Source organism: Corynebacterium halotolerans, assembly GCF_050107895.1.
GTDB classification, from domain to species: Bacteria; Actinomycetota; Actinomycetes; order Mycobacteriales; family Mycobacteriaceae; genus Corynebacterium; species Corynebacterium halotolerans_B.
Genome location: NZ_JBNILW010000008.1, coordinates 1 through 21,564, shown reverse-complemented (window position 1 = coordinate 21,564; position 21,564 = coordinate 1). Strand labels below are relative to the sequence as shown.

Genomic DNA, 21,564 nt, shown 5'->3' with positions numbered 1-21,564 from the left:
CAGTTACATCTGGCGGTTGCCGTCCTTGTCCTTGAACGGGAAGCCCAGCTCCTTGAGCAGGGCGCGACCTTCATCATTGTTGGTCGCGGTGGTGACGACGGTGATGTCCATACCGCGCGGACGATCAACCTTGTCCACATCGATCTCGTAGAACATGGTCTGCTCGGAGAGGCCGAAGGTGTAGTTGCCGTGTCCGTCAAACTGCTGGTCGGACAGGCCGCGGAAGTCGCGGATTCGCGGCAGAGCCACGGTCAGCATGCGGTCCAGGAATTCCCACATGCGGTCGCCACGCAGAGTGACGCGGGCGCCGATCGGCATGCCCTCGCGCAGCTTGAAGTTCGCGATGGACTTCTTGGCGCGGCGCATCTGCGGCTTCTGACCGGTGATGAGGGTCAGGTCCTCCATGGCACCGTTGATCAGCTTGGAGTCACGGGCGGCGTCGCCGACACCCATGTTCACCACGATCTTGGTCAGGCCCGGGATCTGCATGACGTTGTCATAGCCGAACTGCTCGTTGAGCGCGTTCTTGATCTCGTCGCGGTAGCGGGTCTTCAGGCGGGGGATGTAGTTCTCAGCCATATTTAAATGTCCTTCCCGTTACGACGCGAGATACGGACCTTCTTGCCGTTCTCGTCGAAGCGGTAACCGATACGGGTCGGGTTACCTTCGGAATCCAGCACGGCCACGTTGGACACGTGGATCGGCGCTTCCTGGGTCACGATGCCGCCGGACTCGGCGCCACGCTCCGGAGCGGAGTTAGCGACGTGCTTCTTGATGCGGTTGACGCCCTCGACCAGAACCTTCGCGGTTGCCGGGTAGGCCTCAATGACCTTGCCCTTGGCACCCTTGTCCGGGCCAGAGATGACGATGACCATATCGCCCTTGTGGATCTTCATTTAGATTACCTCCGGTGCCAGCGAGACGATCTTCATGAACTTCTTCTCACGCAGCTCACGAGCGACCGGGCCGAAGATACGGGTGCCGCGGGGCTCGTTGTCCGTCCGGATCAGGACGGCGGCGTTCTCATCGAAAGAGATGTAGGAACCGTCGGTACGACGGGTCGACTTCTTGGCGCGGACGATGACAGCCTTGACGATCTCGCCAGACTTCACGTTGCCACCGGGGGCTGCTTCCTTGACAGTGGCGACGATGGTGTCGCCAATGCCAGCAAAACGTCGAGTGGAGCCACCGAGCACCCGGATGCACATGATTTCCCGTGCACCGGTGTTATCGGCGACCTTCAGACGCGATTCCTGCTGAATCACTACTGGTCTCCTGACCTGGTTGTATGTGCGCCGGATTTCCGTCCCGAACGCACGCGGTCTGTGTACTTGCTGTGCCGACGCACTCCGATTCAAAAACGAATACGGGCGACGAACCGTGACGGTCGAAGGGTCTCGGGCAGGCGGTTCGGAAACGCACCGGCACCGCCCGACCTACGCAGGCAACCCGAATATTTAACCACACCTGCCCCTGCGGAATCAAAGCCGGCATGATATGCCCCTCGGCCCGTTCCACCCGCCGACGCCCCGGGTGATTTCCCACGGCCCGCCCTCTCCCCGTAACGGCGGAAAAGACACCTACGCAGCCGCCGCCAATTCATCGTCCACGGTGTGGTTGCGGGCCGCCCGGAAGCCGATGGCCCCCATGAACACCGCGGTCAGGATCAACACCATGAGAATCACCGTCCAACCCCCGAGGGCGTCGTAGGCGGCCCCGACCAGCAGTGGGCCGACCCCGGCGAAGAGATAGCCGATGGGCTGGACGAACCCGGAGAGCCGGGCCGTGATTTCCGGACTGACCGTCCGGGAAGGGATCAGCGCCAGGGCCGTCGGGAAGCAGAAGCCGCCGAGCCCTAGCAGCAGGGCCCACAGGAACCAGGCCTGCGCGGGAGCCAGCATGACACCGAGGTAGCCGCAGACACTCAGCAACGCGAACAGCGGCGGGAAGAGTTCGAAGCGCCGGAACCGGGCGATCAGGGTGGGCACGACCAGCCCTCCGAGCAGCCCGGTCAGTCCGAGCAGGGAGACGGCGACGGAGGCCCGGCCGAGGTCGACACCCGCGTCGATGAGCATGGTCGGCAGCCAACCCATCTGGATGTAGGCGTTCATGGACTGCATGCCGAAGAAGAGCATGAGTGCCACGGCGGTCGGCGAACGCCACAGGCGCGGCCCCCTGCCGGCCCCCGGCTCGGGCGGGGTGCCACGGGGAAAGTCATTGCCGGTGCGTCGCAACAGGGGCAGCCAGAGCAGCAGTTGGGCCGCCGCCGCGAACACCCAGAGAAACAGGATCCACTGCCAGGCCCCGGGACCGTCGAAAAGCAGCGCTGACAGCGGACCCAACGCGCCGCCCAGCCCGAGCACCGCCGTGTAGGTGGTCGTCAGCATCACGATGTGACGTCCGCCGTGCCGCTTGATCCAGGCGGGCAGGAGAATGTTGGCCACGGCGATACCGGCCACCACAAATCCGGTGAGCAGGATGAACACCCAGATATGGCCGACCCAGGGGCGCAGCCCCACCCCGATCAGGCTGATCACCATCCCCACGCACATGGTGGCGGTCAGCCCGATCCGACGGGCCAGGGGGACGGCGGCGATACCGAAGAGCGCGAAGCAGAAGCCGGGCAGCGCGGTGAGGATACCCGCCGTCGCCCCACCCGCCCCGAAGTGCTCGGTGATGTCGGCGATGACCACACCGAGCGATGCGATCGCCGGACGCAGGTTCAACGCCGCGAGGAAGACCGCCACCACCGCCACCCCGAAGGGGACCGTCAACCGCGGCCCGTCGGCCCGCGTGCCCGCATTCCCACCTGTTCCCACCATGCGGTCTCCTTGCATTTCGGACGGCAGGCCACCGTCAACGCCGTTACAGACCCCAATGGTAGGCCTCCGCCGCTACGCGGGAGGCGCCCGGGCAGCCGAGGCGGGACCTCTCGGCCCAGTGCCCGACACGCCGGGTGACGATTATCACAGGAGCACGTTGCCGGGCCCGATCACCGCTGGCCACGGCGGGCACCCCGTCGCCGCATCACGCCCCCATCAGGCGCTCCTTAGGTAAGTTTAGGCTTACCTTTGTAACCTCTACTGTCATGTTGGACACACGACATCATGACATTTCTGACCACACCGCCGAGCAGTTGACGGGGAATCTGGTGGGCCCGGACACCCGGCAGCTCACGGCCGCCGTGGCCGCCGCGACCGAGCTGGTCACCCGCTATCTGACGGAGACCGATCAGCCCCGCTCCCCACATTCCCGACCCGAGCTGGGGTTCGCCATCGACGCCGTGGACCTGGACACCCCCCTGGAGGATCTGGGCGCCACCCTGGACGAACTGCGTGCTGTGTGGCTCGACCACGCCGTCTGGTACCACCACCCCGCCTACATCGCCCACCTGAACTGCCCCATCACCGTGCCGTCGATCGCGGCGGAGGTACTGGCCGCCACCGTCAACACCGCCGTCGAATCCTGGGATCAGGCCACGTCCGCCGCCCTGATCGAAAAGCGCCTGCTGCGCTGGACCGCCGAACAGATCGGGTTCCCCACCGCACCCAAGGAGACCGTTCCCGCCGACGGTGTGTTCACCTCCGGAGGTACACAATCCAACCTGCAGGCCCTGGTCATCGCCCGCGGTAAGGCCCTGGCCCGGGCGGAGGCCGCTGGGCTGGAGCACTCCACCGCTCTGCCCCGGGTGCGCTTCTTCGCCACCGGCAACACCCACTACTCAGTGGCCCGCGCCGCCCACCTGCTCGGACTCGGCGAGGAGGGACTGGTGCAGGTCCGCCAGGACGACAGCGGCCGGATCGACACCGTGGACCTGGACCACCGGCTCACCGCCGCCCACCGGCAGGGTCTGTTGCCGGCCGCGGTGATCGCCACCGCCGGCACCACCGATCGCGGGGCCATCGACCCCCTGCCGGAAATCGCCGAGATCTGCCACCGGCACGGCGTACACCTGCACGTCGACGCCGCCTACGGTGGTGCCCTGCTCGTCTCCCCGGCGCGCCGCACGTGGCTGGCGGGCATCAGCGGCGCCGACAGCGTGACCGTCGACTTCCACAAGGGTTTCTTCCAGCCGGTGGCGTGCTCCGCGATCGTGGTCCGCGACGGCCGGGACCTGCACCACGTCAACTGGTTCGCCGACTATCTCAATCCCGAGCACTCGGATCGGTTGAACCTCGCTGACGTCTCCCTGCAGACGACCCGCCGCTTCGATGCGCTCAAACTGTGGGTCACGCTGCGCACGCTCGGTGCCGCCGCCCTCGGGGCGGGCTTCGACCGGTGCTGCGACCTGGCCCGGGAGGCCGCGGCCGCGGTGGATGAGACCGCGCAGCTGGAACTGCTGGACACCCCGCAGCTGTCCACCGTGCTCTTCCGCTTCGTGCCACCCGCCGACATGGAGCTGGATTCCGGTGCGTTGAATCACGCGATCCGGGACCGGCTCTTCGACACCGGCGAGGCCATCGTGGCCACCACCGTCTTCCGCGGCGACCCCTGCCTGAAGTTCACCCTGCTGGATCCCACCATGACCCCGGAACTGATCGGTGGGGTCCTCGGCCGGGTCACCGCGGCCGGGGAACGGCTCTGTGCCGCGGACCGTTCGGGGGTGCAGGCATGAGCGAAACCTATGACGTGGTGGGCATCGGTCTCGGGCCGTTCAACCTGGGGCTCGCCGCGCTGGCGGAACCGCTGGTGGCAGCCGGTGAGCTCAGCGCCGCCTTCTTCGACCGCCGCGAGGACTTCGTCTGGCACGAGGGGATGATGCTGCCCTGGGCCACGATCCAGGTTCCCTTCCTGGCGGACCTGGTCAGCCTCGCGGATCCGACGAGCCGGTTCTCCTTCCTGAACTACCTGAAGCAGCAGGGCCGGATCCACCGTTACTACATCCGGGAGGACTTCTACCCGCTGCGCTCGGAGTACTCCGCCTACTGCGCCTGGGTGGCCGGACAGCTGAGCACCACCACCTGGTCCACCGAGGTCACCGGCGTGCGCCGCGATCCGGACGGGCTGTGGACGGTCACGCTTTCCGACGCCGCCGGCGCCCGTGAGGTCCGTGCCTACCACGTGGTCTCCGGGGTCGGGACCACCCCGAACGTGCCCGCTCCCCTCGCGGAGGCGGTGGACGCTCCGGGAGTGTGGCACTCCTCGGAGTTCCTCCATCACCGCGGGGAGATCGAGGCGGCGGATTCAGTGACGGTGGTGGGATCCGGACAGTCCGCCGCGGAAATCTACCGGGCACTGATGGAGACGGCCGCAGCAAACGGCACCCGCCTGGACTGGTTCACCCGTTCCCCGCGGTTCTTCCCCATGGAGTACACCAAACTGACCCTGGAGCTGACCTCCCCGGAGTACACCGGCTACTTCCATGGCCTGGACACGGCCCGGCGCGACAGCCTGAACCAGTATCAGCGCAACCTGCACAAGGGCATCTCCGCTGACCTGATCAACGACATCTACGACACGCTCGACCGACTGAGCATCCAGCAGCCGCTGGACACGACCCTGCGCACCGGCGTCAGCGCGACCTGGTCGCCAGGTGCCGAGCCCACCGACGGCTCCACCGGCCGTCACCGACTGCACCTGGCACACGGGGAATCCGGCGCCACCGGGGTGCACGCCAGCGACGTGGTCATCCTGGCGACCGGCTACCGGCCACCCCAGCTACCCGACTTCCTGAGGCCGGCCGCCGGGCACATCCGCTTCGACGAACGTGGCCGGATGGCGGTGGGCCTGGAATTCGACATCGACGAGGAAGGAACACTCTTCGTGCAGAACGCAGAGGAACACACCCACGCCCTGTCCGCCCCGGACCTCGGGATGGGCCCGTGGCGCAACTCGGTGATCCTGAAGCGGATCACCGGCCGCGAGGTCTACCCCGTGGAACGCGCCTTCGCCCACCAGTCCTTCGGGGGTGAGGGACTGTGATGACCAGGAACACCATGGCCACCACCTGCGGCACCGCCACCCTGCGGCCGGTCCGCCCCGGGCGGGACGCCGACCTGCTGCACCGCTGGATCACCCATCCCCGCTCGAAGTTCTGGGGCGCCCTCGGAGCCACGGCGGAACAAATCCACGGGGAATACTCCCGGGTCGCCGCCAGCGCGGACGAGGAGGCCTGGCTGCTGGAGCTGGACGGCACGGCCGTCGCGCTCGTGGAGACCTATTCGCCGGCCTCCTCCCCGCTGGCCGGGCACCTGGAGATCCAGGACGGCGACATCGGGATGCATGTCCTGGTGGCCCCGCCGTCGGGTGATCCGGTGCCCGGGTTGACCGACGCCGTCTTCGCCGCGGTGTTGCGCTGGCTGGTCGATGTCCGCGGCGCCACCCGTGTGCTCGTCGAACCGGACGTGGCCAACGCGGCGGTGCACCACAAGAACGCCCTGGCGGGTTTCCGGGACGTACCGGGACTGGAAGACACCGAGCTGGGCAGCAAACACGCCCGGATCCAGGTGTGTACCGCAGAGCGGTTCCGTTCCTCCCGTCTGGCCGGGTGCGCGTCGGTCGACCGGGGGCGTTCCGGGGCGCACCATCTGGTCTCCGCCGGGCAGCGGGCGGAACATGAACTGATCGCGAAGGCCCTCCGGGAGTTCGTCCATGAACGTCTGCTGGTGGCCACCGAGCTGCCGGAACCGGCCGAGGGACGGTGGCGGCGCTACCGCGTGGACTTCGGGCCGCGGGAGCTGCGATTCCGGGCCATCCCCCACGCGCTGGAACACCTCAGCATTGATCCGGGCAGCGTCACGGCGGTGGACGGCGCCCCGTGCCACCTGGTGGACCTGGTCGCCGGGGCGGCCCCGGAGCTGGGAATTTCCCCGAACTTCCTGCCGGTCTACCTTGAGGAGCTGCAGGCCACCCTCGCCGGGCGGGCCCGGGTACTGGGCGCGGGACGCCCCAGCTCCGCGGAGCTGGCAGCCGGCTCCGGGGGCGGGGCGTCGTCAAGCGAGCGGCGGGGGCAGGCCCACCATCTGCAGTTTGTCGAAGCCGCGATGACCGAGGGGCATCCGGGGTTCCTGGCCAATGCCGGCCGCGGCGGAATGAGCGAGGCGGACCTGACGGCCTGGGCACCGGAGCTCGGGCGGCCGACCCGTCTGACCTGGTTGGCCGCCCGACGGGAGATGTGTGTCCGGGGCGCGGTCGCAGACCTGGAGCAGCAGGAGTTTCTGGAAGCGCAGATGGGGCCGGAGCTGGCGGAGAGATTCGGCGCGGTGTTGCGTGCCCGGGGGCTGGAGCCGAGCGGGTACGTGCCGCTGCCGGTCCATCCCTGGCAGTGGGAGAACCGCGTGACAACCACCTTCGCCACCAACCTCCTGCGCGGGGATCTGGTGTACCTCGGTGAGGGCACCGACCTGTACCGGCCCCAGCAGTCGCTGCGCACCTTCTTCAACCAGTCCCGCCCGGAGCAGGCGTACGTGAAGACGGCGGTGGCGGTGCGCAACATGGGCTTCCTCCGCGGGCTCTCCCCCGCTTACATGGGCGACACCCCGGCGGTCAACGACTGGCTGGCGGACACCGTGGGGGCCGATCCCACCGTCCGGGCCCGCAACATCCGACTGATCCGGGAGGTCAGCACCGTCGGCTTCACCGGCGACGTCTACCACCGCAGCGTCGAGTCCGGTCTGGCGGATCCTTCCGGTCACCAGAAGATGCTCTCAGCGCTGTTCCGGGAGTCCCCCATTCCGTTCCTGGCCGAGGACACGGTGGCGGTGACCCTGGCGGCCGTGCTGCACGTCGACGCTGCGGGGGTACCCCTGGCCGGGGAATGGATCGAGCGTTCCGGTGTCGGTGCGGCGGCCTGGGTGCACGCGTTGCTGGAGGTGTACCTCTATCCGGTGATCCGGGCACTGGTCCACCATGACACGGTGTTCATGCCGCACGGCGAGAACGTGATCCTCGAACTGCGTGACGGCCTGCCGGTGGGCTCCTTCCTCAAGGATCTCGGTGAGGAGGTCGCGGTGGTCAACGTCCACCGGGAACTGCCCGAACAGATCATCCGCATCCAGGCCGACCACGGCGACATCGACGATGCGCAGCGCGCGCTGTCGGTGCAGACCGACGTGCTCGACGGGGTGCTGCGGCATCTCGCCGCCCTGTTGGACGACCGCGATCTGCTGCCCGAGGAGGAATTCTGGCGGATCTGCCGGGACTACGTGGCCGAGCAGGACAGTGGCGGACTGCCGCTGCTGGCGCAGACCTTCCGGCACTCCTGCCTGAACCGGCTCCAGCTGCGGAACCCCACCAGCATGGTCAACCTCGGGGACCAGAACTCCTCGCTGCTCTACGCCGGCGACATGCCCAACCCCCTGTGGTCGCCGGAACGGGAGTTCAGCGCGGTGCGGGAGTGACCGACTGGATCCGGGCGATGGACGGGTGCTCACGTATTCCAATCTGACGCCCGGGGCCCGGGCTGATCGCTCACAGGTACGTGGCGGTCTTCCGGGAACGCCTGGGACTGTTGCCCAAGGGGACCCACGGGCATGCGAAAGCCCCACCCGGGTGAGCGATTTCTCGCGGCCCGGGTGGGGCTTTCTGGTCATCTCGCGATGATCGGGGGAAGACTAGCGGGCCTTCTCCACGATCTCGACGAGACGGTAGTGCTTGTCCTTGGACAGCGGACGGCACTCTTCGATGCGGACCAGGTCGCCGATGCTGGCGGTCTGCTCCTCATCGTGTGCCTTGACCTTCTTGTTCGAACGCATGATCTTGCCGTACAGCGCGTGCTGCTTGCGGTCCTCGATCTCGACGACGATGGTCTTGGTCATCTTGTCGGACACGACGTAACCCTGGCGGATCTTGCGTGCGCCCTGATCCTTCTCGTTCACGTTTGCCTCACTCATGATTAAGCCTCAGCTCCCGGAACAACGGACAGGCCCAGCTCACGCTCGCGGATAACGGTGTAGATGCGGGCGATGTCGCGCTTGACCGTGCGAAGGCGGCGGTTGTTGGTCAGCTGGCCGGTGGCCATCTGGAAGCGCAGGTTGAACAGCTCTTCCTTGGCCTCGGTCAGGCGGGTCTGCAGCTCTTCGGGGTTCAGCTCACGGAACTCGTGTGCGGGGGTACCGGTTGCCATTAGAACTGATCCTCCTTCTTCACGATACGAACCTTGCAGGGCAGCTTCTGACCTGCACGACGCAGCGCCTCAACGGCGGTTGCCTCGTCGGGGTAGGTCATCTCGAAGAGGATACGGCCGGGCTTGACGTTGGCGACCCACTTCTCAACCGGGCCCTTACCGGAGCCCATGCGCACGCCGAGCGGCTTCTGGGTCAGGGGGCGGTCCGGGAAGATGTTGATCCAGACCTTGCCACCACGCTTGACGTGGCGGTTGATGGCGATACGAGCTGCCTCGATCTGGCGGTTGGAGACGTAGGCCGGCTCGAGAGCCTGGATGCCGTAGTCACCGAATGCGATGCGGTTACCGCCCTTGGACATCCCCCGACGGTGCGGGCGGTGCTGGCGACGGTACTTGACGCGCTTAGGGATGAGCATGGTGATTAGCCCTCCTGCTTCTTCTCAGCGCGCTGACGACGCTGGCCACCGCGACGCGGACGTGCGTTGCGGTCGCCGCGGCCGCGACGCTCTGCGGGTGCGTTGATCTCGCTCTCGCGACGGCCACCGACGACGTCACCCTTGTAGATCCACACCTTGACGCCGATGCGGCCGAAGGTGGTGTGGGCCTCGTGGGTTCCGTAGTCGATCTCGGCGCGGAGGGTGTGCAGCGGAACGCGACCCTCGTGGTAGCGCTCCACGCGGCCCATCTCGGCACCGCCGAGACGACCGGAGCAGACGACCTTGATGCCCTTGACCTGCGGCTGACGCATGGCCGACTGGATGGCCTTGCGCATGGCACGGCGGAAGGCGACGCGGTTGACCAGCTGCTCGGCGATGGACTGGGCCACCAGCGCAGCGTTGGCGTCGACGTTCTTGACCTCAAGGATGTTGAGGGCGACCTGCTTGCCGGTGAGCTTCTCCAGCGCACGACGGATGCGGTCGGCCTCGGAGCCCCGGCGGCCGATCACGATGCCCGGACGGGCGGTGTGGATGTCGACGCGGACGCGGTCGCGGGTGCGCTCGATGACGACGTCGGCGATGCCGGCACGATCCAGACCCTTGGACAGGTAGTCACGGATCTTGATGTCCTCGGCGACGTAGTCGGCGTACTGCTTGTCGGCGTACCAGTGGGTCTTCCAGTTGGAAGTGATGCCCAGCCGGAGGCCGTGAGGATGAATCTTCTGGCCCACTACTTGGCCCCTTCCTTCTGGCTCTCAACAACCACGGTGATGTGGCTGGTGCGCTTACGGATCTGGAAAGCCCGGCCCTGAGCACGCGGCTGGAAGCGACGCATGGTCGGTCCCTCGTCGGCGAAGGCCTGCGAGATGACCAGGGTGCGGGGATCCAGACCGAAGTTGTTCTCCGCGTTGGCGGCCGCCGAAGCAACGACCTTGGCGAGCGGCTTGGCCGCGTCCTGCGGAGCGTACTTCAGGATGGCCAGCGCCTCGGACACGGACTTGCCGCGGACGAGGTCGATGACCCGGCGTGACTTCATCGGGGAGACGCGGACGAAACGCGCGGTGGCGCGTGCGGAGGTGATGGTTTCACTCATCGCTTATCGACGTCCCTTCTGGTCCTTGACGTGACCCTTGAAGGTCTTGGTGGGCGCGAACTCGCCCAGTTTGTGGCCGACCATCGAGTCATCGATGAACACCGGCACGTGCTTGCGACCGTCGTGGACGGCGAAAGTGTGGCCGATGAAGTCGGGGAGAATGGTGGAACGGCGGGACCAGGTCTTGATGACCTGCTTGGTGCCCTTTTCGTTCTGAGCATCAACCTTGTTGAGGAGGTGCTCATCGACGAACGGACCCTTCTTAAGGCTACGTGGCATTCTCTGTTACCTCCTCTTAGCGCTTCTTGTTGGACCGGCGGCGACGCACGATCATGTTGTTGGAGTAGCGGTTCGGGTTGCGGGTGCGGCCTTCCTTCTGGCCCCACGGCGACACCGGGTGGCGGCCACCCGAGGTCTTGCCCTCGCCACCACCGTGCGGGTGGTCGATCGGGTTCATGACGACACCACGGACAGACGGGCGCCAGCCCTTCCAGCGCATACGGCCGGCCTTGCCCCAACGGATGTTGATCTGGTCGGCGTTGCCGACCTCACCGATGGTGGCGCGGCAGCGGATGTCCACGCGGCGGATCTCGGAGGAGGGCATACGCAGCACGGCGTAGCCACGCTCCTTACCGAGCAGCTGGATGGACGTACCCGCGGAACGGGCGAGCTTGGCACCGGCGCCCGGCTTCAGCTCAACGGCGTGCAGGACGGTACCGGCCGGGATGTTACGGAGCGGCAGGTTGTTGCCGACCTTGATGTCCGCGTTGGCGCCGGACTCGACGAGCGTGCCCTGCTTCAGGCCCTTGGGGGCCAGGATGTAGCGCTTCTCGCCGTCGCGGTAGTGCAGCAGCGCGATGTTGGCGGTGCGGTTCGGGTCGTACTCGATGTGAGCGACCTTGGCCAGCACGCCGTCCTTGTCATTGCGACGGAAGTCGATGACGCGGTAACGACGCTTGTGTCCACCACCGCGGTGACGGGTGGTGATGTGGCCGTGCACGTTGCGGCCACCGGTCTTGTGGATGGGGCGCAGCAGGCTCTTCTCCGGAGTCGAGCGAGTGATCTCGCTGAACTGGGAGACGGAGCTCTGACGGCGACCCGGAGTTGTCGGCTTGTGCTTACGAATAGCCATAATGTGTCCTTACTTTCGACGCCTTAAGCGGCGGTGCCGCCGAAGATGTCGATGGAGTCGCTGCCCTCGCGGAGCGAGACGTAGGCGCGCTTGGTGGCCTTCCGCTGACCGTAACCGGTGCGGGTGCGCTTGCGCTTGCCCTCACGGTTGGCGGTGTTGACGGAGGCGACCTTCACGCCGAAGATCTGCTCGACGGCGGTCTTGATCTGGGTCTTGTTGGAGTCCGGGCTGACGAGGAACGTGTAGACGTTCTGCTCCATCAGGCCGTAGGACTTCTCAGAGACGACCGGGGCGATGATGATGTCACGCGGATCTGCGAACTTGGCCATTACTTGTTCTCCTCCTGGCCCGCGCCGGAGGCACGGTTGATGAAGGTGTGCAGAGCCTCAACGGAGAACACGACGTCATCAGCGTAGAGCACGTCGTAGGTGTTCAGCTGCTCAGCGACCAGGATGTGGACGCCGGGCAGGTTGTTGGCGCTCTTGCGGGCGGTGAAGTCCTCGCGGCCAACCACGAGCAGCACCGACTTGCGGTCGGTCAGCCGCTCGAGGAAGGTACGCGCAGCCTTGGTGGACGGCTTCTGACCCGGGACGAGCTCGGTGACCACGTGGATGCGGTCGTGGCGGGCACGGTCGGACAGAGCGCCGAACAGAGCGGCGGCCTTCATCTTCTTCGGGGTCCGCTGGGAGTAATCGCGCGGCTTCGGGCCGTGCGAGATACCACCGCCAGCGAAGTGCGGCGCGCGGATCGAGCCCTGACGGGCGCGACCGGTGCCCTTCTGGCGGAACGGCTTCTTGCCGCCGCCGGAAACCTCGGCCCGGGTCTTGGTGGAGTGGGTACCCTGACGCTTTGCGGCGAGCTGGGCAGTCACGACCTGGTGCATCAGCGAAACGCTGACCTCCCGGTCAAAGAACTCGGCCGGCAGCTCAACCTGGCCGTCGGTCGTACCCTCAGCGGTGTGGACGTCAAGCTTCAGATTGGTCATGCGTGTGCACCGCCCTTCACTGCGGTCTTAACGGTCACGATGCCACCCTTGTTGCCCGGGATCGCTCCCTTGATGAGCAGCAGGTTGGAATCGGCGTCAACCTTCTGAACCTTGAGGTTCTGGGTGGTGACGCGGTCATTACCCATACGGCCTGCCATGCGCTTGCCCTTGAAGACACGGCCCGGGGTAGCGGCGCCGCCGATACCACCGACGCGGCGGTGTGCGGCCTGGTTGCCGTGACCGGCACCCTGACCGGCAAAGCCGTGGCGCTTCATGCCGCCGGCGAAGCCCTTACCCTTGGTCGTGCCGGTGACGTCAACGAAGGACTCGCCCTCGAAGATGTCGACAGTGACGTCCTGACCGATCTCGTAGCCGGAGACATCGTCCATGCGAATCTCGGTCACGTGACGGCGGGGGGTAACGCCGGCCTTCTTGAAGTGACCCGCGTTCGGCTTGTTCACCTTGCGGGGGTCGATCTCGCCGTAGGCGATCTGGATGGCGTTGTAGCCATCGATTTCCGTGGTACGAATCTGGGTGACCACGCACGGCCCAGCCTCGACGACGGTGACGGGGATGACCCGGTTCTCCTCGTCGAAGACCTGGGTCATGCCGAGCTTGGTGCCCAGAATGCCCTTGATCTCGTTTTCACTCATTAGTTATTCTCCGCTGCCAAAGTTTCCGTCGATCACTGAATGTTCACGTCGACGCTGGCCGGGAGGTCGATGCGCATGAGGGCATCAACCGTCTTCGGCGTCGGGTCGAGGATGTCGATCAGGCGCTTGTGGGTGCGCATCTCGAAGTGCTCGCGAGAATCCTTGTACTTGTGGGGAGAACGAATAACGGCGTACACGTTCTTTTCGGTGGGCAACGGCACCGGGCCAACCACCCGTGCACCCGTACGGGTCACGGTCTCGACGATCTTGCGTGCAGACGCGTCGATCGCCTCGTGGTCGTAGGCCTTGAGCCGAATGCGGATCTTTTGTCCCGCCACGCTTATCCTCTTCCTCGCTTGTCCCACGTCCACAATGGAGAGGTGGGATATCGCTTCTCGATTTCTCTATAACGTTGTCCGGCCGGGGCTCGGGCGCAACGCCAGTTTCTTCTTGACTGTCATGAATGACCGGATGCATGTGAAGGCGTGGAATAAACACACGCCACTGCTTCTGACGGGGTACAAGAACCCGTGCATCAAGCCGGAAGGGACCAAAACTCGTGATAAGCGTGGTCCAGACCTACTGCCGCTGTTTATTTGCCATGCCCCTTCTCCGGCCCCCGCGCTCGGGCGTGTCGCGCACGATCCACTCGAGTACGGAGTCCTCCACGGATTCCGGGGAATCCGACTGAAGGTGTCATGTTTGCCTCACCATCGACGGTGTTGTCAGTCGCGGTTACCGGCAGTTCCCGTGGTGGGCTTGTCCGATGGTGCAGTCGACGCACGTCGTGTTAAAGCAACTTGAGTATTAAACCATGAATTTCGCCATAACACAAACCTGATTTCGGCGCGGAGCGCCCCGCGTAAGCAGCTTCACACCAACCCATCAGGAGGTGATCTACCCTCCCCGTCAGGATTCCAGGACCACGATCTGCTCAAGGAGTCCCAACTCCTCAGGCACTCCCCCACCCCTGGTTTCCACACAGAGCGGTTGGCCCGGCGTGGCGGTCCCCAGACGCTCCCAGCGGATGGAGCGTTGTCCGATGGCACGTCGGCCGACCTCATAGAGTTCCAGGCCGTGGTCCAGCAGGGCTGTCGCCCCGGAGGCGAAGCGCAGGTGGAACACCGCCTCCCCGATCTCGCGCCGATGCAGGCCGTCGAGGGAGTTGACGTCAGCACGTGGGGCGTCGTCAAGCAGCGTGATACGTGCGACCACCCCGAGCCGATGATCGATGCCCGCGGCGTCGGTGATGAGCAGCGGCTCACCGGCCCGGCAACGGCGGAGGCGGTCATACTCCCAGATTCCCGGCCGGGTACGGCCGGGCACCCGCCGCACGCTGATCCGGAAGGGGTCGATGGTGATGCGGTGCTCCGGCCCTTCGGTCTCCACCAGGTAGCGGCCGGTGACGGTGGTTCCCGCACCCGATGCGGCGGACCGGGCGCTGCCGCACACCTCGGCGGGGTGTTCACGGCGCAGGGCGGTCAGGGCCTCGATCAGCTGCTCGTCACCGCTGCCCCAACCGATGCCCCGGTTCGCCAGCATCCCGAAGAGGGTCGCCAATTCGAGGTCCGGCTGGGCTTCCCAGGTGCTCCGCAGCTGGTCCAGCACGGCGGGAATTCTGGCGGGATCCTTCATGGCGTCTAATCCTAGTGTCATGCTTTCGGCATCGTACGTTGACCGCCACTTCACCGGGCCCTGTTGTCATGTCCTCGCCCCGCATCGACCATCTGAACGAGTTCTTCTGATCGGGTGCATGCAGGAGGAACCCGGACCATACGTCAGGGAACTACGGGAACATCCAGGTCTTGCGGAGGGCAGCCGCCACGCCAGGCTCGACGAGCTGAGCCCCCACAACCAGCAGCGGGCCCGGGACCGGTATTCGCCGCACCCCCGGGAATTTCCCCGGTGCCGGTGGTACCAGCTGCAGAACTGCCCCTTCCTCACCAGTCTGAGACCGTTGACCGGCAGCACCCTTCCGATGCAGTACCCGTGCTCCTCACCGGCGGGCAGCGAAAATACATCGGGCCCCGGAGGAAAAATCCTCCGGGGCCCGATGTGAGCTTGTCAGTCACTCAGAAGTCACTGACGGCAAGTTCACCGATTATCACTCGATGATCTTGGTGACGCGGCCGGCGCCGACGGTGCGGGAGCCCTCGCGGATAGCGAAGCGCAGGCCCTCGTCCATGGCGACCGGCTGGATGAGCTCGACGCTCATGTCAACGTTGTCGCCCGGCATGACCATCTCAGTGCCTTCCGGCAGGGACACGACGCCGGTGACGTCGGTGGTGCGGAAGTAGAACTGCGGACGGTAGTTGTCGAAGAACGGGGTGTGGCGGCCGCCCTCGTCCTTGGACAGGACGTAGACGGAGCCCTCGAACTTCTTGTGCGGGGTGTAAGCGCCCGGCTTGACGATGACCTGGCCGCGCTCGACATCCTCGCGCTTGATGCCGCGGAGCAGCAGACCACAGTTGTCGCCGGCCTCGGTGTAGTCGAGGAGCTTACGGAACATCTCGATACCGGTGACGGTGGTGGAGGTGGACTTCTCCTTGATGCCGATGATGTCGACATCCTCGTTCACCTTCAGGGAGCCACGCTCGACACGGCCGGTGACGACGGTGCCACGACCGGTGATGGTGAAGATGTCCTCGATCGGCATCAGGAACGGCTGATCGGTCTCGCGCTCCGGGTCCGGGATGGAGTTGTCGCAAGCATCCATCAGCTCGAGGATGGCCTTGGTCCACTTCTCGTCGCCCTCAAGAGCCTTCAGAGCGGAGATGTGGGTGATCGGAGCTTCCTCGTCGTAGTCCTGCTCGGCGAGCAGCTCGCGGATCTCCATCTCGACCAGCTCGATGATCTCCTCATCGTCAACCATGTCGCACTTGTTCAGGGCGACGAGGATGTAGGGGACACCAACCTGGCGAGCCAGCAGCACGTGCTCACGGGTCTGCGGCATCGGGCCGTCGGTGGCGGCGACCACGAGGATCGCACCGTCCATCTGAGCGGCGCCGGTGATCATGTTCTTGATGTAGTCGGCGTGGCCCGGGGCGTCAACGTGGGCGTAGTGGCGCTTCGGGGTGGAGTACTCGACGTGGGAGATGTTGATCGTGATGCCACGCTCCTTCTCCTCCGGCGCCTTGTCGATGGTGTCGAAGGCGAAGGCAGTGTTCTCCTCCGGGTAGGTGTCGGCCAGAACCTTGGTGATGGCAGCCGTGGTGGTGGTCTTACCGTGGTCGACGTGACCGATGGTGCCGATGTTGACGTGCGGCTTTGTACGCTCGAACTTCGCCTTTGCCACTGTATGTCCTCCTGGACTTCATGGTGGCTACGACTTTCGCAGCCACGTGGTGGATGGTTGCCATTACTGCAGGCCTGCTCGCGCGGGCCAGCGGTTGTGGCGATTTCAAAATGTGCCAGTTACATGATCCTAGATTTACGCGGGTGGTTTTTCAAACCACGTGCATGAGCACGAGGGGAGGATCCCACCCACGAAAATCTCGGATTTCCGGAGGGTAACGGCCTGCTCAGCCCCCACCCGGGACGGGTGAACGCTCAGCGGGCCGCTACCCCACGGCGGCGCCACTCCGGTGCCGGCACGGACACCGGGATGGCTGCCGGGTTGACGCCCTTAGGCGCCGGTGCGCTCCGCGATGATCTCCTGGGAGACGCTGGAGGGCACCTCACCGTAGGAGTCGAAGACCATCGAGTAGTTCGCACGACCCTGGGTCTTGGAGCGCAGGTCACCGACGTAGCCGAACATCTCGGACAGCGGGACGGTGGCCTTGACCAGCTTGGCGCCGGCCCGGTCCTCCATGGCGTTGACCTGGCCACGGCGGGAGTTGACGTCACCGATGACCTCACCCATGTACTCCTCCGGAGTGGTGATCTCAACGGCCATCAGCGGCTCCAGCAGGACCGGCTTCGCCTTGGCGATGCCTTCCTTCAGTGCCTGGGAACCGGCGATCTTGAAGGCCATCTCCGAGGAGTCGACGTCGTGGTACTGACCATCCAGCAGGGTGGCCTTGACGTTGACCAGCGGGTAGCCGGCCAGGAAGCCGTACTGCATGGCGTCCTGGACACCAGCGTCGACGGAGGGGATGTACTCCCTCGGGATACGGCCACCGGTGACGGCGTTGTCGAACTTGTAGGTTGCGGACTCGCCCTCCTCCAGCTCCTCGGCGCTCGGGGCGTAGGGCTCGAAGGACATGATCACCTTAGCGAACTGACCGGAACCACCGGTCTGCTTCTTGTGGGTGAACTCGACCTTCTCGACCGGCTTGCGGATGGTCTCGCGGTAGGCGACCTGCGGAGCGCCCACGTTGGCCTCGACCTTGAACTCGCGCTTCATGCGGTCGACGAGGACGTCCAGGTGCAGCTCGCCCATGCCGCCGATGACGGTCTGACCGGACTCCTCATCCAGGTGGACGGTGAAGGTCGGATCCTCTTCAGCGAGCTTCTGGATGGCGGTGCCCAGCTTCTCCTGGTCCGACTTGGTCTTCGGCTCGATGGCGACCTGGATCACCGGATCCGGGAAGTCCATGGACTCGAGGATGATCGGGTCGTTGGAGTCACAGAGGGTGTCACCGGTGGTGGTGTCCTTCAGACCGACGACGGCGAAGATGTTGCCGGCGCGGGCCTCCTCAACCGGGTTCTCCTTGTTGGAGTGCATCTGGAAGATCTTGCCGATGCGCTCCTTCTTGCCCTTGGTGGAGTTCTGAACCTGGTCGCCCGGCTTGGCCTGGCCGGAGTAGACGCGGACGTAGGTCAGCTTACCGAAGAACGGGTGCACGGCAATCTTGAAGGCCAGTGCGGAGAACGGCTCGTCAGCGGAGGGCTTACGGGTGAGCGCGGTGGCCTCGTCGCCGACCTTGTGGCCCTGCACCTCGCCGATGTCCAGCGGGTTCGGCAGGTAGTCGATGACGGCGTCCAGCAGCGGCTGGACACCCTTGTTCTTGTAGGCGGTGCCGCAGTAGACCGGGTAGATCTCGGAGTTGACGGTCATCTTGCGGATGGCTGCCTTAATCTCGTCGTTGGTCAGCTCCTCGCCGCCGAAGTACTTCTCCATGAGGTCCTCGTCGGACTCCGCAACGGTCTCCAGGAGCTTCTCACGGTACTCCTCGGCCTTTTCCTGCAGGTCGGCCGGGATCTCCTCGACGGTGGCCTCAGTGCCGATGGCGGTCTTGCCCGGCCACATCAGGGCCTTCATGTTGATCAGGTCGACGACACCGTTGAAGTCATCCTCAGCGCCGATCGGCAGCTGCATGACCAGCGGCTTGGCGCCGAGGCGGTCGATGATGGTCTGCACGGTGTAGTAGAAGTCCGCGCCGAGCTTATCCATCTTGTTCACGAAGCAGATACGCGGCACGTCGTACTTGGCGGCCTGACGCCAGACCTGCTCGGACTGCGGCTCAACGCCCTCCTTGCCGTCGAAGACGGCGACGGCGCCATCGAGCACGCGCAGGGAACGCTCGACCTCGACGGTGAAGTCGACGTGGCCCGGGGTGTCGATGATGTTGATCTGGTTGTTTTCCCAGAAGCACGTGACGGCGGCGGAGGTGATCGTGATGCCACGCTCCTTCTCCTGCTCCATCCAGTCAGTGGTGGAAGCACCATCGTGGGTCTCGCCGACCTTACGGTTGATGCCGGTGTAGAAGAGGATGCGCTCGGTCGTGGTGGTCTTACCGGCATCGATGTGGGCCATGATGCCGATGTTGCGGACCTTGCTCAGATCCTTAAGCACTTCTTGTGCCACAGTCTTACCCCAACTTATTTCTTATGGGAGTTCATGGCGGGCCATGAACGCCGACGATGGATAGTTCTCGTTCAATTTTGCCACTGATCGCCGCTCCAGGCAGCACCAGAAACAATATTTCCTGACTGAGCTGCGGTGGGGCTCAGGCAGATAGCCGATGGGAACGGCGAGATGGGAACCTGCGTTCCGTCCCGGAAAGCACAATGACCCGACCATTGCCTCCCCGCGCCGAGAGCTGGGCGCGCTCTGAGCGCCGGCCGGGCGAGGAGTGGAGCAACGGAAGGGTCACAGGCATGGGAGCTACTACCAGCGGTAGTGGGCGAAGGCGCGGTTGGCCTCAGCCATCTTGTGGGTGTCCTCGCGACGCTTCACGGAGGCGCCGAGACCGTTGGACGCATCCAGGATCTCGTTGGCCAGGCGCTCGATCATGGTGTTCTCACGACGCTGACGGGTGAAGGTCACCATCCAGCGGAGAGCCAGGGTGGTGGAGCGGCCCGGACGGACCTCAACCGGAACCTGGTAGGTGGCGCCACCGACACGGCGGGAACGGACCTCGAGGTCCGGACGGATGTTGCCCAGGGCCTTCTCGAGGGTGCCGACGGGGTCGGTGCCGGTCTTCTCGCGGGCGATCTCCAGGGCACCGTAGACGATGCGCTCAGCGGTGGACTTCTTGCCGTCGAGCAGAACCTTGTTCACGAGCTGGGTGACCAGCTCGGAATCGTAGACCGGATCCTTGACGACAGGGCGCTTCGGGGCTGCACTCTTACGCATTGGTTACTGTCCCTTCTTGGCGCCGTAGCGGGAACGGGCCTGCTTACGATCCTTGACACCCTGGGTGTCGAGGGAACCACGGACGATCTTGTAGCGGACACCGGGAAGGTCCTTCACACGACCACCACGGACGAGCACCATGGAGTGCTCCTGGAGGTTGTGACCCTCACCCGGGATGTAGGCGGACACCTCGATACCGGTGGTCAGGCGCACACGGGCGACCTTACGGAGAGCGGAGTTCGGCTTCTTCGGGGTGGTGGTGTACACACGGGTGCACACGCCGCGGCGCTGCGGGGACCCCTTCAGGGCGGCGGTGGCCACCTTTCCGGACTTATCGTGGCGGCCCTTGCGGACCAGCTGCTGAATAGTTGGCATGAACCATCTTTCTGTGATCGATCGGCATTCCGGCCGGGGTTGCCGACCGAAGTTGAAGTCATCTTCAGTCGCCTGCTCGCGCCCGAAGGAAAAGGACTTCCATTAGAACGCGCGAAACCCAGTCAGCCGCTCTCGCTGGCCTACCGGGGAAAATTCAGGCTCCCACCATCTAGACGTGGGACTAGACAGTGACACTACAGCAACCATGCCCAGACACCAAAATTCCGCTTTGCACTTCGTCCCGATGACAGGTATATGGCCGGTGTTTCAACCCCGTCACAGCGCTCTCCGTCGCGATATTCCGACCCCACAGCAGTCTGAAATTCAGGGTTCTCCCCCTCCCCCAACGTGCGTGGGGGCGATATCATCAGGATATGGATGCCACGTCTGCCTACCCGGAACCGCCGCGAAAACTCGCTTCCGATGACGATCGCCGCAGGGTCACCAATGAGCTCTCCTCCGCTCTCGGCCGCGGCCAGCTGCAGTTCGCCGAGTTTGAGGAACGTTCCGCGCAGGCCTGGGCGTGCCGCTACCGGGATGAGTTTCTCCCGCTGGTCTCGGACATCCACGATGACCCGGAGGGACTCGCCGGGCTGCAGCCCACCCGGCTCCCCCTGCCCGCGGCACCGTCCCCGGACGCTCCGGTCGCCTTCGCCACGGGCGGGGCCGCAGACCCGCGGAGACCGCTCAATGCCCGTTCCGCCGTGGACCTCGTGCGGCGGCGCATCACCGGGGAGAAGAACGGCTCCGAGATCTCCCTTTCCCTGATGGGCGGTGCCACCCGCCACGGGGACTGGTTGGTGTCGGCCAGTCACACCTCGATCACCGTGATGGGCGGTAATGACGTCGACCTTCGGGAGGCCCGTTTCGAGTCCGGAGAGACCCGGATCTACGCCTTCGCGGTCATGGGTGGCATCGACGTCATCGTCCCCGAGGGCGTGCGGGTGATCTGTGACGGCATCGGAGTCATGGGCGGCTTCGATGCCAGCGTGGACAAACGTACGCTGGTCCGGCCTGCCGAGCTGCCCGCCGACGCCCCCGTGGTGCGGGTCAGTGGTCTCGCGCTCATGGGCGGGGTTTCGGTGATCACCAGACCCCGGCAGGCCTGAGCTCGCGCTCGGTCGGGTCAGCCCCCACTTCCGGTAGACACCCCGTGTCCTGCTCCCCGGGGACGGCGCGGCGGTTGAGGAGGCGCCCGCATCGTAGCCTGCCCCTACCGCAACACCCTTCTTCTCCAGCTCTGCTGATGGCGTCGCAGTGGCAGACAACAGACGGCCCGGTCCCGCTCCCTGTGACAGGGAGCGG

24 protein-coding genes are annotated in these 21,564 nt (G+C 65.4%); 4 read left to right on the top strand and 20 right to left on the bottom strand.

From position 1 onward, the window contains the following. Nucleotides 1-3: 3 nt before the first annotated feature. The 4 genes from rplE to ACQCVD_RS09140 all read right to left on the bottom strand — a co-directional run bounded on the left by rplE (nucleotide 4) and on the right by ACQCVD_RS09140 (nucleotide 2,822). Nucleotides 4-579, bottom strand: a complete 576-nt coding sequence (rplE, locus tag ACQCVD_RS09155) for a 50S ribosomal protein L5 (RefSeq protein ID WP_426823436.1) — start codon at nucleotides 577-579, stop codon at nucleotides 4-6. Nucleotides 580-581: 2 nt separating this feature from the next. Next, nucleotides 582-896 (bottom strand): 50S ribosomal protein L24, encoded by a 315-nt coding sequence (gene rplX / locus ACQCVD_RS09150; protein ID WP_426823435.1) that lies wholly within the window; start codon nucleotides 894-896, stop codon nucleotides 582-584. Next, entirely contained in the window at nucleotides 897-1,265 is a 369-nt protein-coding gene (gene rplN, locus ACQCVD_RS09145) for a 50S ribosomal protein L14 (protein WP_426823434.1), read from the bottom strand. It lies immediately after the preceding gene. A gap of 315 nt (nucleotides 1,266-1,580) precedes the next feature. Further along, a complete protein-coding gene (locus ACQCVD_RS09140; RefSeq protein WP_426823433.1) occupies nucleotides 1,581-2,822 on the bottom strand; it encodes an MFS transporter in 1,242 nt (413 codons plus the stop codon). A 266-nt stretch (nucleotides 2,823-3,088) separates the two neighbouring features. Here ACQCVD_RS09140 and ACQCVD_RS09135 point away from each other — a divergent pair, with 266 nt between their 5' ends. The 3 genes from ACQCVD_RS09135 to ACQCVD_RS09125 are packed head-to-tail and all read left to right on the top strand — an operon-like array spanning nucleotide 3,089 to nucleotide 8,339. After that, on the top strand, nucleotides 3,089-4,615 hold the full coding sequence (locus ACQCVD_RS09135) for a pyridoxal phosphate-dependent decarboxylase family protein (RefSeq protein WP_426823432.1): 1,527 nt from the start codon (nucleotides 3,089-3,091) through the stop codon (nucleotides 4,613-4,615). After that, complete coding sequence (locus ACQCVD_RS09130; RefSeq protein WP_426823431.1) at nucleotides 4,612-5,922, top strand: lysine N(6)-hydroxylase/L-ornithine N(5)-oxygenase family protein; 1,311 nt, start codon at nucleotides 4,612-4,614, stop codon at nucleotides 5,920-5,922. Before ACQCVD_RS09135 ends, ACQCVD_RS09130 begins: the two co-directional genes overlap by 4 nt. Next, nucleotides 5,922-8,339 carry a GNAT family N-acetyltransferase gene (locus tag ACQCVD_RS09125; protein WP_426823430.1) on the top strand — a complete coding sequence of 806 codons (2,418 nt, stop codon included), beginning with the start codon at nucleotides 5,922-5,924 and terminating at the stop codon, nucleotides 8,337-8,339. Before ACQCVD_RS09130 ends, ACQCVD_RS09125 begins: the two co-directional genes overlap by 1 nt. 213 nt (nucleotides 8,340-8,552) lie before the next feature. Here ACQCVD_RS09125 and rpsQ read toward each other — a convergent pair whose 3' ends face one another. From rpsQ to rpsL, 16 genes are all read right to left on the bottom strand, one after another. Then, on the bottom strand, nucleotides 8,553-8,831 hold the full coding sequence (rpsQ, locus tag ACQCVD_RS09120) for a 30S ribosomal protein S17 (protein ID WP_426823429.1): 279 nt from the start codon (nucleotides 8,829-8,831) through the stop codon (nucleotides 8,553-8,555). A 2-nt stretch (nucleotides 8,832-8,833) separates the two neighbouring features. Further along, nucleotides 8,834-9,064, bottom strand: coding sequence for a 50S ribosomal protein L29 (gene rpmC / locus ACQCVD_RS09115; protein ID WP_426823428.1), 231 nt, complete (start codon nucleotides 9,062-9,064; stop codon nucleotides 8,834-8,836). Further along, nucleotides 9,064-9,480, bottom strand: a complete 417-nt coding sequence (gene rplP / locus ACQCVD_RS09110) for a 50S ribosomal protein L16 (RefSeq protein WP_426823427.1) — start codon at nucleotides 9,478-9,480, stop codon at nucleotides 9,064-9,066. The genes rpmC and rplP overlap by 1 nt, the downstream gene beginning before the upstream one ends. 5 nt (nucleotides 9,481-9,485) lie before the next feature. Next, complete coding sequence (gene rpsC, locus ACQCVD_RS09105; RefSeq protein ID WP_426823426.1) at nucleotides 9,486-10,232, bottom strand: 30S ribosomal protein S3; 747 nt, start codon at nucleotides 10,230-10,232, stop codon at nucleotides 9,486-9,488. Next, nucleotides 10,232-10,594 carry a 50S ribosomal protein L22 gene (rplV, locus tag ACQCVD_RS09100; RefSeq protein WP_426823425.1) on the bottom strand — a complete coding sequence of 121 codons (363 nt, stop codon included), beginning with the start codon at nucleotides 10,592-10,594 and terminating at the stop codon, nucleotides 10,232-10,234. The genes rpsC and rplV overlap by 1 nt, the downstream gene beginning before the upstream one ends. Nucleotides 10,595-10,597: 3 nt before the next feature. Beyond that, a complete protein-coding gene (gene rpsS, locus ACQCVD_RS09095) occupies nucleotides 10,598-10,873 on the bottom strand; it encodes a 30S ribosomal protein S19 (RefSeq protein WP_015399933.1) in 276 nt (91 codons plus the stop codon). 16 nt (nucleotides 10,874-10,889) lie between these two features. Then, nucleotides 10,890-11,726 carry a 50S ribosomal protein L2 gene (gene rplB / locus ACQCVD_RS09090; RefSeq protein ID WP_426823424.1) on the bottom strand — a complete coding sequence of 279 codons (837 nt, stop codon included), beginning with the start codon at nucleotides 11,724-11,726 and terminating at the stop codon, nucleotides 10,890-10,892. A gap of 23 nt (nucleotides 11,727-11,749) precedes the next feature. Next, nucleotides 11,750-12,055, bottom strand: a complete 306-nt coding sequence (gene rplW, locus ACQCVD_RS09085) for a 50S ribosomal protein L23 (protein ID WP_426823423.1) — start codon at nucleotides 12,053-12,055, stop codon at nucleotides 11,750-11,752. Continuing rightward, a complete protein-coding gene (rplD, locus tag ACQCVD_RS09080) occupies nucleotides 12,055-12,711 on the bottom strand; it encodes a 50S ribosomal protein L4 (RefSeq protein ID WP_426823422.1) in 657 nt (218 codons plus the stop codon). Before rplD ends, rplW begins: the two co-directional genes overlap by 1 nt. Then, the gene (gene rplC, locus ACQCVD_RS09075; RefSeq protein WP_426823421.1) at nucleotides 12,708-13,364 is read right to left on the bottom strand and encodes a 50S ribosomal protein L3; all 657 of its coding nucleotides are present in this window, start codon (nucleotides 13,362-13,364) and stop codon (nucleotides 12,708-12,710) included. The genes rplD and rplC overlap by 4 nt, the downstream gene beginning before the upstream one ends. A 32-nt stretch (nucleotides 13,365-13,396) precedes the next feature. Further along, a complete protein-coding gene (rpsJ, locus tag ACQCVD_RS09070) occupies nucleotides 13,397-13,702 on the bottom strand; it encodes a 30S ribosomal protein S10 (RefSeq protein ID WP_003854291.1) in 306 nt (101 codons plus the stop codon). Nucleotides 13,703-14,273: 571 nt separating this feature from the next. Next, nucleotides 14,274-15,020 (bottom strand): hypothetical protein, encoded by a 747-nt coding sequence (locus ACQCVD_RS09065; RefSeq protein WP_426823420.1) that lies wholly within the window; start codon nucleotides 15,018-15,020, stop codon nucleotides 14,274-14,276. 448 nt (nucleotides 15,021-15,468) lie between these two features. Continuing rightward, on the bottom strand, nucleotides 15,469-16,659 hold the full coding sequence (gene tuf / locus ACQCVD_RS09060) for an elongation factor Tu (protein WP_426823419.1): 1,191 nt from the start codon (nucleotides 16,657-16,659) through the stop codon (nucleotides 15,469-15,471). Between the two features lie 330 nt (nucleotides 16,660-16,989). After that, nucleotides 16,990-19,113 carry an elongation factor G gene (gene fusA, locus ACQCVD_RS09055; protein WP_426823418.1) on the bottom strand — a complete coding sequence of 708 codons (2,124 nt, stop codon included), beginning with the start codon at nucleotides 19,111-19,113 and terminating at the stop codon, nucleotides 16,990-16,992. Between the two features lie 303 nt (nucleotides 19,114-19,416). Then, entirely contained in the window at nucleotides 19,417-19,884 is a 468-nt protein-coding gene (rpsG, locus tag ACQCVD_RS09050; RefSeq protein WP_426823417.1) for a 30S ribosomal protein S7, read from the bottom strand. A gap of 3 nt (nucleotides 19,885-19,887) precedes the next feature. After that, the gene (gene rpsL, locus ACQCVD_RS09045; RefSeq protein ID WP_426823416.1) at nucleotides 19,888-20,259 is read right to left on the bottom strand and encodes a 30S ribosomal protein S12; all 372 of its coding nucleotides are present in this window, start codon (nucleotides 20,257-20,259) and stop codon (nucleotides 19,888-19,890) included. A gap of 374 nt (nucleotides 20,260-20,633) precedes the next feature. Here rpsL and ACQCVD_RS09040 point away from each other — a divergent pair, with 374 nt between their 5' ends. Then, on the top strand, nucleotides 20,634-21,368 hold the full coding sequence (locus ACQCVD_RS09040) for a DUF1707 SHOCT-like domain-containing protein (protein ID WP_426823415.1): 735 nt from the start codon (nucleotides 20,634-20,636) through the stop codon (nucleotides 21,366-21,368). Nucleotides 21,369-21,564 lie beyond the last annotated feature (196 nt).

Coding starts and splice junctions, on each gene's coding strand:
- rplE (WP_426823436.1), bottom strand. CDS start 579: ATGGCTGAGAACTACATCCCCCGCCTGAAGACCCGCTACCGCGACGAG.
- rplX (WP_426823435.1), bottom strand. CDS start 896: ATGAAGATCCACAAGGGCGATATGGTCATCGTCATCTCTGGCCCGGAC.
- ACQCVD_RS09140 (WP_426823433.1), bottom strand. CDS start 2,822: ATGGTGGGAACAGGTGGGAATGCGGGCACGCGGGCCGACGGGCCGCGG.
- ACQCVD_RS09135 (WP_426823432.1), top strand. CDS start 3,089: ATGTTGGACACACGACATCATGACATTTCTGACCACACCGCCGAGCAG.
- ACQCVD_RS09130 (WP_426823431.1), top strand. CDS start 4,612: ATGAGCGAAACCTATGACGTGGTGGGCATCGGTCTCGGGCCGTTCAAC.
- ACQCVD_RS09125 (WP_426823430.1), top strand. CDS start 5,922: ATGACCAGGAACACCATGGCCACCACCTGCGGCACCGCCACCCTGCGG.
- rpsQ (WP_426823429.1), bottom strand. CDS start 8,831: ATGAGTGAGGCAAACGTGAACGAGAAGGATCAGGGCGCACGCAAGATC.
- rpmC (WP_426823428.1), bottom strand. CDS start 9,064: ATGGCAACCGGTACCCCCGCACACGAGTTCCGTGAGCTGAACCCCGAA.
- rplP (WP_426823427.1), bottom strand. CDS start 9,480: ATGCTCATCCCTAAGCGCGTCAAGTACCGTCGCCAGCACCGCCCGCAC.
- rplV (WP_426823425.1), bottom strand. CDS start 10,594: ATGAGTGAAACCATCACCTCCGCACGCGCCACCGCGCGTTTCGTCCGC.
- rpsS (WP_015399933.1), bottom strand. CDS start 10,873: ATGCCACGTAGCCTTAAGAAGGGTCCGTTCGTCGATGAGCACCTCCTC.
- rplB (WP_426823424.1), bottom strand. CDS start 11,726: ATGGCTATTCGTAAGCACAAGCCGACAACTCCGGGTCGCCGTCAGAGC.
- rplW (WP_426823423.1), bottom strand. CDS start 12,055: ATGGCCAAGTTCGCAGATCCGCGTGACATCATCATCGCCCCGGTCGTC.
- rplD (WP_426823422.1), bottom strand. CDS start 12,711: ATGACCAATCTGAAGCTTGACGTCCACACCGCTGAGGGTACGACCGAC.
- rplC (WP_426823421.1), bottom strand. CDS start 13,364: ATGAGTGAAAACGAGATCAAGGGCATTCTGGGCACCAAGCTCGGCATG.
- ACQCVD_RS09065 (WP_426823420.1), bottom strand. CDS start 15,020: ATGACACTAGGATTAGACGCCATGAAGGATCCCGCCAGAATTCCCGCC.
- rpsG (WP_426823417.1), bottom strand. CDS start 19,884: ATGCGTAAGAGTGCAGCCCCGAAGCGCCCTGTCGTCAAGGATCCGGTC.
- rpsL (WP_426823416.1), bottom strand. CDS start 20,259: ATGCCAACTATTCAGCAGCTGGTCCGCAAGGGCCGCCACGATAAGTCC.
- ACQCVD_RS09040 (WP_426823415.1), top strand. CDS start 20,634: ATGGATGCCACGTCTGCCTACCCGGAACCGCCGCGAAAACTCGCTTCC.